At 63.2% G+C, this 12031-nt stretch carries 10 protein-coding genes and 1 tRNA gene; 5 read left to right on the top strand and 6 right to left on the bottom strand.

Translation table 11 applies throughout. The features are described from left to right. The first annotated feature begins 1 nt into the window (after window position 1). Both nadC and EL335_RS07925 read left to right on the top strand, forming a co-directional pair. The gene (nadC, locus tag EL335_RS07920; protein ID WP_126445719.1) at window positions 2–856 is read left to right on the top strand and encodes a carboxylating nicotinate-nucleotide diphosphorylase; all 855 of its coding nucleotides are present in this window, start codon (window positions 2–4) and stop codon (window positions 854–856) included. Between the two features lie 52 nt (window positions 857–908). Continuing rightward, window positions 909–999 (top strand) — tRNA-Ser (locus tag EL335_RS07925). A 23-nt stretch (window positions 1000–1022) separates the two neighbouring features. Here the strand turns inward: EL335_RS07925 and EL335_RS07930 are convergent. The 3 genes from EL335_RS07930 to EL335_RS07940 form a co-directional block, all read right to left on the bottom strand. Further along, window positions 1023–2441, bottom strand: a complete 1419-nt coding sequence (locus EL335_RS07930; protein WP_126445721.1) for a mannose-1-phosphate guanylyltransferase/mannose-6-phosphate isomerase — start codon at window positions 2439–2441, stop codon at window positions 1023–1025. A 9-nt stretch (window positions 2442–2450) separates the two neighbouring features. Next, a complete protein-coding gene (locus EL335_RS07935; protein WP_126445723.1) occupies window positions 2451–2675 on the bottom strand; it encodes a hypothetical protein in 225 nt (74 codons plus the stop codon). Between the two features lie 140 nt (window positions 2676–2815). Further along, window positions 2816–3586 (bottom strand): YdcF family protein, encoded by a 771-nt coding sequence (locus EL335_RS07940; RefSeq protein ID WP_126445725.1) that lies wholly within the window; start codon window positions 3584–3586, stop codon window positions 2816–2818. 198 nt (window positions 3587–3784) lie between these two features. Here EL335_RS07940 and EL335_RS07945 point away from each other — a divergent pair, with 198 nt between their 5' ends. After that, on the top strand, window positions 3785–5107 hold the full coding sequence (locus EL335_RS07945) for a right-handed parallel beta-helix repeat-containing protein (protein WP_172600060.1): 1323 nt from the start codon (window positions 3785–3787) through the stop codon (window positions 5105–5107). A gap of 28 nt (window positions 5108–5135) precedes the next feature. On the opposite strand, the gene EL335_RS07950 is transcribed toward EL335_RS07945, so the two are convergent. Further along, entirely contained in the window at window positions 5136–6374 is a 1239-nt protein-coding gene (locus EL335_RS07950; protein ID WP_126445729.1) for a pyridoxal-dependent decarboxylase, exosortase A system-associated, read from the bottom strand. A 141-nt stretch (window positions 6375–6515) separates the two neighbouring features. Between EL335_RS07950 and EL335_RS07955 the strand changes: the two genes are divergently transcribed. Then, a complete protein-coding gene (locus EL335_RS07955; RefSeq protein ID WP_126445731.1) occupies window positions 6516–6947 on the top strand; it encodes a hypothetical protein in 432 nt (143 codons plus the stop codon). Here EL335_RS07955 and EL335_RS07960 read toward each other — a convergent pair. Together EL335_RS07960 and EL335_RS07965 are read right to left on the bottom strand one after the other, a co-directional pair. After that, window positions 6916–10104: a VanZ family protein gene (locus EL335_RS07960; protein WP_126445733.1), complete on the bottom strand. Its 3189-nt coding sequence runs from the start codon at window positions 10102–10104 to the stop codon at window positions 6916–6918. The two genes, EL335_RS07955 and EL335_RS07960, sit on opposite strands and share 32 nt — an antisense overlap. Before the next feature lies 1 nt (window position 10105). After that, window positions 10106–11692, bottom strand: coding sequence for an acyl-CoA ligase (AMP-forming), exosortase A system-associated (locus EL335_RS07965; RefSeq protein WP_126445735.1), 1587 nt, complete (start codon window positions 11690–11692; stop codon window positions 10106–10108). A gap of 83 nt (window positions 11693–11775) precedes the next feature. Here EL335_RS07965 and EL335_RS07970 point away from each other — a divergent pair, with 83 nt between their 5' ends. After that, window positions 11776–12027, top strand: a complete 252-nt coding sequence (locus tag EL335_RS07970; RefSeq protein ID WP_126445737.1) for an acyl carrier protein — start codon at window positions 11776–11778, stop codon at window positions 12025–12027. Window positions 12028–12031: the final 4 nt, after the last annotated feature.

The raw sequence follows: 12031 nt of genomic DNA on the forward strand, positions 1-12031 counted from the left end.
CATGAAAAAAAAGCACGATCCCACGCTCGCCGAGGCGATCGAACAGAACGTCCGCGCCGCGCTCGCCGAAGACATCGGCAGCGGCGATCTCACGGCTCAGCTGGTACCCGCGCAACGCACTGCACGCGGCATCGTCATCACCCGTGAGGCCGCGATCCTCTGCGGCACCGACTGGTTCGACGCCTGCCTGCTCAAGCTCGATCCCCACGCGCGAATCCATTGGCTTGCCCGCGATGGCGAACGCATCGAGGCCGGCCAGGTAGTCTGCGAGCTGAAAGCCGATACGCGCGCATTGCTCACTGCGGAGCGGAGCGCGCTCAATTTCCTGCAGCTGCTCTCCGGCACGGCCACCCAGACGCGCCGCTATGTCGATGCGGTGGCCGGCACACGCGCGCGCATCGTCGATACGCGGAAGACCTTGCCCGGACTGCGCCTGGCGCAGAAATATGCCGTGGCCTGCGGCGGCGGCACCAATCACCGCCTCGGCCTCTATGACGGCATCTTGATCAAGGAAAACCACATCATCGCTGCCGGCGGCGTAACCGCCGCGTATCAAAAGGCGCTACGGTTGGCCCCCCCCGACGTGTTCATCCAGATCGAAGTCGAAACACTCGAACAACTCGCCGAGGCGCTCGATGCCGGCGCGACCCTGATCCTGCTCGACAACATGGACCTCCACCAGATGCGCCAAGCGGTGGGATTGACGGCCGGTCGCGCCCAGCTCGAGGCCTCCGGTGGCGTGCGCCTGGAAACCGTGCGCGCGATCGCCGAAACCGGCATCGACCGCATCTCGATCGGCAGCCTGACCAAGGACGTGCGCGCGATCGACCTGTCGCTGCGACACAGCGAAGGGTGAAGTCGGTTATCTGCTAGAATCCGCCCCCTGCCACACCAATGCTGGCCACCGCGGAGAGGTGGATGAGTGGTTTAAGTCGCACGCCTGGAAAGCGTGTTCAGGGTAATACCCTGACGCGGGTTCGAATCCCGCCCTCTCCGCCAGATCCAACGGAGCAGAGCGTAGCTCAACAGCGCCCGTAATTGTCTTCCAGCCGGACGATGTCGTCCTCACCGACGTAATCGCCGGACTGCACCTCGATCATCACGCAATCGATCTTGCCGGGATTGGAGAGCCGGTGCGGGGTGCCGGAGGGAATGTAGGTCGACTCGTCGGTACGCACGAAGATTTCCCGCTCGCCATTCACGACACGCGCCATGCCGGAAATCACCACCCAGTGCTCACTGCGGTGATGGTGCATCTGCAGACTGAGGCTCGCGCCAGGCTTGACGACGATGCGCTTGATCTTGAAGCGCGGGCCTTCTTCGAGCACCGTGTAGCTGCCCCACGGACGATGCACCGTGCGGTGATGGCGCACGCTGTCATGGGCGGTGAGCTTGAGCTGCTGCACCACTGCCTTGACGTCCTGAGCACGATCGCGATTGGCCACCAGCAGCGCATCGGTGGTATCGACGATCAACAGGTTGTCGACACCGACCGCAGCGACCACGCGATCCTCGCCCTGCAAATAGCAGTTCGTCGCATCGACGAGTACCGCCTCGCCGGCGACGCGGTTGCCGCGGCCATCGGGCGGTGTCAGTTCGGCCAGCGCATTCCAGGAGCCGATGTCGCTCCAGTCGAAATTCGCCGGCACGACGGCGACGCGTTCGGACTTTTCCATCACCGCGTAATCGATCGAGACATCGGGCGCCTTCTTGAAATGCTCGGTGGCAAGCACCGGCGGTTGCTTGGCGAAATCCGTCGCGGCGAGCGTCTGCTCCACCGCTTCGAGCAAATCCGGCGCATGGGCGCGCAGCGCATCGAGCATCGCCACCGCGGTGAAACAGAACATGCCGGCATTCCAGCTGAAATTGCCGGCAGTGAGATAGGCTTGGGCCTTGTCGAGGGTCGGCTTTTCGACGAAGCGCGCGACCTTGAAGCCAACCGCCAGGGGTTCCCCGGCCTCGATGTAACCGAAACCGGTCTCCGGCGCCGTCGGCCGGACGCCAAAGGTGACCAGCCAGCCATCCATAGCGAGCTGCCGCGCCGAGCCGACCGCCGCGGCGAAGGCAGCCTGATCCCCAATCAGATGATCGGCCGGTAGCACCAGCAGCGTCGCATCGGGACCGTAGCGCAAAGCGGCGTGCAAACTGGCGGCCGCGATGGCCGGTGCGGTGTTGCGGCCGAAAGGCTCGAGCAGATACTCGAGCGGCGGCAGATCGCCCACCACGGCATACTCATCACGGGTCAGAAAGAAATGATCCCGGTTGGTGACGGTCAGCACCGCCGCCACGCCGGGAAGAGCGACGGCGCGCTTGAGCGTTTTCAGCAGCAGGCTTTCGCCATCGGGCAGCTTGATGAAGGGTTTCGGCAACGCCTCGCGGGAAACCGGCCACAGCCGTGTGCCGGCACCGCCGGACAAGATGACGGGAACGAACGCGCTCATGCGCGCAATCTAGCACAAGCCGTCGGGTTCGCGGTCGTGCGGCGCCAGGCGCAGCGTAAACAAGCGCAAGGCAAAAGGCAGCAGCGGCAAAACCAGCCACGCCACCACTGCCACCCAGAAGAACGGTGCGTGGATGACCTTCCACAGCAGCAGGAATAGACCGGCCAGCAACAGGACGACCAGCACACCGGCAATCAGTGCGGCATCTCGCTGCCCGATCATCGACTTGTCCATGTCCGCCTCCAGCCCGCTCATGACTGCACCATACCAGAAACCTAAGCCAAAAGTTATAGAAATTATACGGGGTCTTCATACCCCATTTCTATGGATTGTCGAGAAATGGCTGAAAATCGGCGCTGGCAGGACGGCACCGTTCAGAAAAAACGCTGACGCAGTTTCAAGGCGAGGAGTCCGGCCCATTCGTGTGCGGCATACCAGGCCGAATAGGCGGCGCTCGGCCCCGGCAGAACGGCGAGGAAGGCCGGCTCCGGCTCATCACCGCCATGTCGGGAGAGGAAGCCGAGCGGCGCGGGGATCACCTCGATAGCGCTATTCGCCAGCGCGAATTCGGCCAACGCGCGGCGCATGTGGATCGCGTGTGTCACCAACACGATGCGCCGGATGCCAGCGCGCTCGAGAATCTTCAACGTATGGGCGGCATTGTCCTGGGTATCGAGCGAAGCACCTTCCAGCCAACGCGGTGTGACGCCGAAATCGTTACGCAGCACGTCGGCCATCGGTCCGGCCTCGCCGCTCAGCAGCACTGGCAGGTCACTCGCACGCGCCAGCCGCGCGCCATAGCGCAGGCGTTCTAGCGCTAGTCGGTTGGGCGCCGAACCGCCGCCATATTCCGGCATCTGCCGGTGCGCACCGGCACCGAGGATCACGATCGCCTCGGCACGCGCCAGATCGCGCGCTTGGAGCACCGGCACGTCTTCGAGCAGCGCAACGAGCGGATCGACGCACGCAGGCGTGCTCGACAACCAGGCCAGCAAAGCACCGCTCCAGGCCAGCCCTCTGCCCAGCCACGGCCGGCGGCGCATCAGCAGCAGGCCGAGCAGAATGCACAATAGGAATCCACCCGGCGGCAGGATCAACGCCGAGACGAATTTCTTCAGCAGGAAAGAGGTCGGCAGTGAATCCATTTGGGAAACGCTGAAGAAGTCGTTGCGAGCGGCCGGAAGGCAAGGCGCACAGCGCGCAGGATGCAAGACATATCCGATAGATAGGCGAGCAGCCGAGCACCGCGCCACACAGCCATCCGGGCGCGCAGCAGACTTTTCCTTTGCATGATCAAGATGAATTGGTGCATTATCCTGCAATACCCACCATCGGGAGGTTCTATGACAGACTTTCCGCGCTTCGGCGTTGGCGCGACGGCACATCGCTCCCGTTTCGGGATGGCGCTACGTTGCATCTTCGCCTTCTCCGTCCTTGGCGGCACCTGGGCGGCTTGTTTGGCCGACGACCTGCCGGGCACGCCGCAATACCTCGGCGAAGTGCGCCGCGATCCAAGCGGCCGGCTCGTCACCGTGCCGGCACCGGCGGCCAATGAGACCGCCGCGCGTCCCACCGGCAGGGTGCTGAAGGTCGGACCGCATCAGGAAATCCGGCTCATCTCCACCGCCGCCAAACTCGCCCAGGATGGCGATACGATCGAGATCGAGGCCGGCGACTATCCGGGCGATGTCGCGGTCTGGAAGCAAAACGAGCTGACCATCCGTGGCGTCGGCGGTCGCCCGCGGCTGATCGCCGCCGGCGCCAGCGCCGAAGGCAAGGGCATCTGGGTGATCCGCGGCGGCCGTATCGTCGTCGAGAACCTCGAATTCACCGGTGCGCGCGTGTCGGACAAAAATGGCGCCGGTATCCGTTTCGAGCGCGGCCACCTCATCGTGCGCAAGTGCCGCTTCCACGACAACGAGAACGGCATCCTCACCGGCAGCGGCAACCAGGAGCTCGAGATCGAGGACAGCGAGTTCGGCCACAACGGCGCCGGCGACGGTTACAGCCACAACATCTACGTCGGCGCGATCCGCAAGCTCACCGTGACCGGCAGCTATTTCCATCACGCCAAGGCGGGGCATCTGTTGAAGAGCCGCGCCGCGGAAAACTACATCCTTTACAACCGCCTCACCGACGAAGCCGGCGGCCGCGCCAGCTATGAGCTCGAATTCCCCAATGGCGGCGTCAACTATGTGATCGGCAACATCATCCAGCAGAGCTCCACGCCCGAAAACCCGGTACTCATCTCCTTTGGTGCCGAGGGCTACAAGCATCCCACCAACCAGCTCTATCTGATCAACAACACGCTGCACGACGAACGCCCGCAAGGCGGCTATTTCCTCGTCGCGAAACCCGGCTTCCAGATCGTCAAGGCCTACAACAACCTGCTGATCGGCAAGCGGCCGCTCAACAGCGGCGGCATCGACGGTGAATTCGTCAACAATCCGAACGTCGAATGGGAACCCTTCGTGCTACCGCAGCGTCATGACTATCGCATCAAGCGCGACAGCCCCCTGCACCGCACCTGGCGCGACCCCGGCAGTGCCAATGGCTTCAGTCTCGCACCGGTACGCGAATACGTGCATCCCACTTCGACCCGACCGCTGACCACCACGCCGACGCTGCCCGGCGCCAGGCAAACACTCGAACCCGACCGGGAATAGGTCGAAACTCGGCGGCTTCGAAACGGCACTAGACGAGGATTTCGGCGACCGCCGGATGGCCGAGAAACGCTTGAGGACTTGCGCTGGCGCCATAGGCGCCGGACTGGAAGATCACCACCAGATCGCCGGGTTCGGCCTTCGCCAGCGCCAGCCGGTCGGCCAGCAGATCGAGCGGGGTGCAAAGCGGCCCGACGACGCTGGCGACTTCCTTCTCCGTCGCGTCCATTTTGTTGCCGATCACCACCGGATAGTTCTTGCGGATCACCTGGCCAAAATTGCCCGAGGCCGAAAGGTGGTGGTTGAGTCCGCCATCGCAGACGAGGAACACCTGGCCGCGCGAGATTTTCCGGTCGAGCACGCGTGTCACATAAATACCGGCCTCGCCGACCAAGTAACGCCCCAACTCGATCACCAGTTCGGCCCGCGGCAGCTCGCGCTCCGCCCGCTCGCTGAGCGCGGCGAGATTCGCGCCGATCGGCGCCGGATCGAGCCGCTCTTCGCCGGGGAAATATGGAATACCGAAGCCGCCGCCGAGATTGAGTGTCAAAACCGGCGCCGGCGCATGCGCTGCGAGCTTGAGTGCAAGCTCATAGGATTTCTGCTGCGCCTCGACGATCGCCTCCGCCTTCAGGTTCTGCGAGCCGGAGAACAGATGGAAGCCTTCGAAAACGAGTCCTGCCTTACCGATTTCGGCCAGCGCCTGCGGCACCGCTTCGGCGTCGATGCCGAACTGCTTCGGGCCGCCACCCATCTTCATCCCTGAGGCCTTGAGCTCGAAATCGGGATTGACGCGCACCGCCACGCGGGCTGGCACGCCCAGTTGCCGCGAAATTCTCGCCAACAAGGCGATCTCGCGGAAGGATTCGACATTGACGAGGATCCCCGCCGCGACCGCCTGGATGAGCTCGTTCTCGCGCTTGCCCGGTCCGGCGAAGCTGATTTCGCGCGGTTTAGCGCCGGCATCGAGTGATACTTTCAGCTCGCCGCCGGAAGCGACGTCGATGCCATCGACCAGCCGCACCATCTGCGCCACCAGCGCCGGCATCGGATTGGCCTTCATCGCGTAGTGGAGCTTCACCGCTGGCGGCAGGATCGCACGCAATTGCGCGACACGTTGGGCGATGAGGCCGCGGTCGTAGGCATAGAAAGGCGTCGCGCCGACGCGCGCGGCCAACTGCGTCAATGGCAGGCCGCCAATGACCAGCTCGCCTGAGGCGACCGGGAACTGGTCCATCGGCGCATGGGCGGGTGTTGAGGATAGGATCATGACAATGGGCGCAGGATTGCGTCGGTGAAATTTACATCAACATCTTCCCATTTGTCAGAAATGAGCCTAACCTGTTGTTAGCCTGAGCCTGGCGTGTTTGTTGCTTGGCGATTTGGCTCACCCATTTGCGGAGGAAAGATCATGAAACAACGTCTCTTGCTCATCGGCTGCGCTTTTGCGCTTCTATCCGGTAGCGCCTTCTCCCAATGCGGCTCTGCAACCAATCGATTGAACCAGAGCGAACTCAGTGCTGCATTGAGCGGGAAGACGGTGTGCGCCACCCTCGGCAACGACAAGTGGCAGGAATACCACGCACCCGGCGGTGACCTGATCGACTGGAAGAAAGGGCCCAGCAATCCCGTCGATCCGACGACCAAGGTGGGCACATGGTCGATCAGCGGGGCAGGGAACAATGCTGTCATCAATTACAGCTACAGCGGTGGTGGCACCTATTCCTTCGCCGTCTATGCCAACAAGCAGGGAAACAATTTCGTCGCCCCGTTCGATTTTTGTGGGTCGAGCAACGTCACCAACGCCACCCTTAGCTCCGGCCAAGTCGGCTGCGGCTTCTGACAGAGATCAGCAAGAACAAGATCAGCAGCAACAAACGCGGGGTGTCGACAAGGGTATCGACCCCCGCGAGCATGAGCAATCCAGATAAAGCCGCGAGACACGCTGCCGCCGCCTTGTCCCCCTGCCATGCAGCTGAGCCGTGGCGCATGAGCGCAAAGAGCACTGCCGCGCCAAATGCCAGCAACCCGAACCAGCCCAGATCGAACAACAGTCCGATCGGCAGACTCCAGACATGCCAAGGCAGATCCTGATCGACGCTGAAAAACCAGTCATCCAGGCCACGTGAGAAGTCTGCGTTGCCGAGCAGTACCCGCCCGTGGGCATCGACAAGCTGGATGTCGTCGATATCCACGCGGGTTGGCGAGGCATTGAAAACGCTCAGCTTGACAGGTGGACGCAGCCAGCCGTGTCCCAGGCCGACACTCTCGCTGGCAAAAGGAATTTCATGATGTTGCCATTGCAGATCGTTGGCCGCAACAGTGCGTGACACGCACTGCGCAGAGGTCAGCAACCATTTTTCGCACAGCGTAACGACCAACCTGCCGTCCTGCCTCGCCGCCCGCAGCGTGATATGCAAACGATATTCGCGCTGCGGCTCGATGGCGACGAACTGCTCGATATAGAGCGGATGTCCGGCGCCCAGCCGCAGAAAAACCGCATTGCCCTCGCGCACCAGCCGATAGCCGCCGGCCCGCGATTCAGCGCTACGCCAATAATGCGTTTCCGGAAAACGGCCAAGGCCCATGCCGAACAGGCGGATCATCCAGTCGTCATCACGCAGCGCCAGGGCATCGCGCCAGTGAGCGATGCGCGTATCCAGATCCTTGCCCGCGCTCGCGACACGTTCCTGCGCAAATGAACCGCTCAACACCGCACCCACGATGGCCAGGACACCGACGACCACGGCTCCCGGCACGGCCCAGCGCCGCAAGCCGGCATCAGGCCGCCCATGCCGGCGCACTTGCAACAGTAGCGCCATCATCAGCGCCAGCGCGAAGCCGGCATAACCGGCGCGCGAGAAAGTCATCATCAGGGCATAGGTCGCCCCCAAAACGACAACGCCGAAAACGAGCCGTGCGGCCCCAGAACGCGCCTCGGCCAGCATCAACACCGCGAACGGGGTTGCCAAGGTGATAAAGGTCTCGATGTCCGCGCCACCGACATGCATCGCCGAGAACGGCCCCGTCACACGATAGACATCGGAGAAGTTGAACAGACCAGGAAAGGTGGCCCGTTCCCAAACGACCACGGCGACAACCCCGGCCAGCCCGATCACCATGCCCTCCGCAAACCAGCGCCAGGCATCATGGCCGGCGGCAGAGAAGCGCCGCAGCAAGGCGCTCAGGAGCACCGCCCAGAGCACGCCCTTGGCGAGACGCACGGCATTCCATGGGCTATAGTAGTTGCTAAAGCCATTGATGTCGGGCCATTGCCACGGCAACAGGCCACGTAGGGTGCCGATCGCGAAGGCCAGTACAAGGATCACGCTCATCACCTGCGCCGCACGATCGCGTGGATGATTTTGCGGCACGGCCCGGATGCGCGCAAAGCCGACGATCAGGCTGACGATCAGCAGATAATCGAATTCGTCGAGATAGAAGCGACCGCTCCAAGGCGCAAGATCGAGTAGTGGCAGGGCGATCGGGATCGCCGCCCACATCAACGCGGGCGCACGCCACAACAGCAAGGCATAGAGCAGTAGCGCTCCAGCCAAGAAAAAGGATCCGAAGGGGAAGTCGATGCCCACCCAAACAGCCAGCCCGCTCACGAGAACGAGCGTGACCACTTCGCGCAGCGAAACCACGCCTGGGGCAACGGCGGCGGCTGCAGAAAAAGACTCTGCGGGGCGATCATGGCCCGGCCGCTTCATCCCCTGCGCAGTCGCTCCCGCAGCAAACGCAGCGATCAGCACATTGGTCGGATCGGGATGCATGCCAACGAGGAACAACTTTGTGGATTCCATGAACAGCGCCAGCAACGCGGCGAGCGCCACCCCCCAGGCCGATGGCCAGCCGCGCAACCAGGCCAGGCCACCGAGCGGTGCATACATCAAGGCCACCGAAGCCAAGCTCAGCAGCGCGGCCTGCTCTGTGGTGTAGTAGTGGTAATAAAAAGGCAGGAAGCGTGTTCCGGCCAGTGATTCGCCGGCTGCCGCCAGTCCTTGCCAGGCATGGTCGAATACGCCATTGAACGCCACCAGAACCAAGCCATAAATCCCGAGCAGATAGAACAAACGGCCGCCGGCGAGCGTCTCGCGGATCGTATGCACGCGCCCGCGTTCGCGCCAAAGCAGTGCGCCGGCATACATGCCTGCTGCACGCGTGAGCAGCGATACCCCCTGGCTGATACCGGAATAAATGAAGAATTGCGCCGTCTCGACAAACAGACCGAGCAGCCCGCCCACCAACCAGCTACGGCGCGTCGCTGGATACCGATGTGCTTCATTCCAGCGCCCCAACATCAGGCCGAGCGGCACGACCGCGAGCGTTTCGGCCGCCAGCTTTGCGGCCAGGACGATCGCACCGCGTTCCAGACTCTGTCCGGCCAGTATCATTCCCCAGCCGTCCGAGGCGAACCTTGCCGACAACTCTGTTGACGACAACAAAAAATCATAAGGAAAAAAGCTGAAGGCCAGATAGCCAGCCACATAGGCCGGCAAGCCATAGCCAATGAGCCGCTCGCGTCTTCCGGCAAGAGCCGCCAGAAAGCGCTGAAACCAGTCTGACCAATACAGGGCCAGGACGATTCCGAGCACGCTGCCGAGCCATTCGGCAATCACATCATTGCGGGAAACCGTGCGGGGCGGAAAAAACAACTGCAAGAACTCGACGCCAATCGCCAACGCAAAGGAAAAGGCCAGCGCAAGAACAACTACCGAAACACGCCGCCAACCACCCGAATGCGCTCCCGCCAGCGCCGCCGTGAGAAAGCCTACCGGCAGATAAAGGACGCCATTGGCCACCCAGTCCGCACGGTTCTCGACGCCGAGTTTCAACATCGGAATCTGCGCGAATCGGGCCAACGCTTGATCCCAAGGCAACGGCTGGTAATCCAGCGGCACCAGGCTGCCATAGACGACGAACACCAGATAGGCGAACCAGCCCAGCCACACAGCGCCGGAGGTTTGGACTTGCGGCTTGCCGAGCCTGGCAGTCATGTCAGCCGACGAATTCGCTGCTCAATGTCTTGCGATCGATCTTGCCGTTCGGGTTGCGCGGCAATGGGCCGTCGCGCACCGTGATGCCCGCCGGCACCATGTAGGCCGGCATGCGCGCGCGGCATTCGGCCAGCAGCGCCTCGACGTCGAGCCGGCCGCCGGCAGGCGGTGTCGCGATCACCTGGATCGCCTGGCCGAGCGTCGGATGATCGACGCCGAAGGCGACGCATTCGCCGACCAGCTTCGTTGCATAAAGAATCTCCTCGACTTCGGTGGGGCTGACGCGATAGCCCGAGGTCTTGATCATCTCGTCGCGCCGGCCGATGAAGTAGAGAAAGCCCTCCTCGTCCATCTTCACCGTATCGCCGGAAAACACCGCCAGCTCGGGGATCACCAGTCCCGGCTCACGCCCCGGCGCATGACTCGGCAGCGGCTTGTAGCGTTCCGCGGTCTTTTCCGGATCGTTCCAGTAACCCATGCCGACCAGCACGCCGCGATGCACCAGCTCGCCCGGCTCGTTCGGCGCACAGGGCGTACCGTCCTCGCGCAGCACGAGGATTTCGGCATTCGGGATCGCCTTGCCGATCGAGTCCGGCCGCCGATCGACCTCCTCCGGCGGCAGATAGGTCGAACGGAACGCCTCGGTGAGGCCATACATCAGAAACGGCCTCGTCTTCGGCAGCCGGGCGCGCAACGCGGCGAGCGTCTCGCGCGGCATGCGCCCGCCGGTGTTGGCGAAGTAACGCAAGTGCTCGGTGATCGACGCCGGCCAATCGAGCTGCGCGAGCTGGATGTAAAGCGGCGGCACGGCGGTGAGCCCCGTCACCTGCTCGCGTTCCAGCGCTTTGAGCACATCGCGCGGCAACAGGTAATTGAGCAGCACGACGCGCGCGCCGGCGTGGAACGCGGTGGTCAGCTGTGAAAAGCCGGCATCGAACGACAACGGCAGCGCGGCGAGCAGCGTGTCGCCGGCATGGTTCTCCAGATAGCTCGCCACACTCTTCGCACCCGCCACCATGTTGCGGTGGGAGAGCACGACGCCCTTGGGCTTGCCGGTGCTCCCCGAGGTGTAAAGGATCGCCGCCATGTCGCCATCGATCACCCGATGGCCCGCGCGCGGCGGAACGGCAATGAGCTCGTCCCAGCGCAGGCACTCGAGCGCGCCCAGCGGCGGCAGCTCTTGGCTGCCTTCGACCACGACGACCTGACGCAGGTCGTGACAAGTCGGCAGCACCTCGGCGAGCAATTTCAGCCGCTCCTTCGAAGTGACCAGCACGCGCACATTGCAATCGCGCAGGATGTAGCCGACCTGTTCGGGCTTGAGCAGGGGATTGAGCGGCACGAACACACCACCGGCCGCCGGTGCGCCAAAACTCGCGATCACCGTCTCGAAACGCTTTTCGAGATAGATCGCGACGCGCTCGCCGCGTTGCAGACCGAGTGCCAGCAAACCGCTGGCAAAACCGCTCACCGCCACCTGCAAGGCGCCGTAAGCGAGCGACTGTTTGCCATAGGTCAGCGCGACCGCTTCAGGCGCGCGCTCGGCGGAAAGGGAAACCAGCTGGGGAAGGAGGAAGGCATCGCGCATGGCAGTGACATCGAAATGCATCTGCCGGTAAGTATCGCATACCTCTATAATCCGCGCCGTTTCAACCCGAAAGCGGAGCCGCCGTGAACACCCAGCAAGAAGTCCTCGCCCTGCTCGACGAAATCCTCAGCCTCAAAGGGCGCGCCACCGGCTTCAGCGCCGAGACTCCGCTGCTCGGCGCGATCCCCGAGCTCGATTCGATGGCCGTCGTCGCGGTGATCACCGGCCTCGAAGAGCGCTTTGGCTTCGTCGTCGAGGACGACGAGATCGACGGCAGCACCTTCGCCAGCGTCGGCGCGCTGGTCGGTTTCGTCGAAGCCAAGCTCGCCGGCTGATTCT

Source organism: Sulfuricystis multivorans, from assembly GCF_003966565.1.
GTDB classification, from domain to species: Bacteria; Pseudomonadota; Gammaproteobacteria; order Burkholderiales; family Rhodocyclaceae; genus Sulfuricystis; species Sulfuricystis multivorans.

Bases quoted from the DNA above. Each gene is read 5' to 3' on its own strand.
- EL335_RS07945 (WP_172600060.1), top strand. From the start codon at position 3,785: ATGACAGACTTTCCGCGCTTCGGCGTTGGCGCGACGGCACATCGCTCC.
- EL335_RS07960 (WP_126445733.1), bottom strand. From the start codon at position 10,104: ATGACTGCCAGGCTCGGCAAGCCGCAAGTCCAAACCTCCGGCGCTGTG.
- EL335_RS07940 (WP_126445725.1), bottom strand. From the start codon at position 3,586: ATGGATTCACTGCCGACCTCTTTCCTGCTGAAGAAATTCGTCTCGGCG.
- nadC (WP_126445719.1), top strand. From the start codon at position 2: ATGAAAAAAAAGCACGATCCCACGCTCGCCGAGGCGATCGAACAGAAC.
- EL335_RS07955 (WP_126445731.1), top strand. From the start codon at position 6,516: ATGAAACAACGTCTCTTGCTCATCGGCTGCGCTTTTGCGCTTCTATCC.
- EL335_RS07935 (WP_126445723.1), bottom strand. From the start codon at position 2,675: ATGGACAAGTCGATGATCGGGCAGCGAGATGCCGCACTGATTGCCGGT.
- EL335_RS07965 (WP_126445735.1), bottom strand. From the start codon at position 11,692: ATGCGCGATGCCTTCCTCCTTCCCCAGCTGGTTTCCCTTTCCGCCGAG.
- EL335_RS07930 (WP_126445721.1), bottom strand. From the start codon at position 2,441: ATGAGCGCGTTCGTTCCCGTCATCTTGTCCGGCGGTGCCGGCACACGG.
- EL335_RS07950 (WP_126445729.1), bottom strand. From the start codon at position 6,374: ATGATCCTATCCTCAACACCCGCCCATGCGCCGATGGACCAGTTCCCG.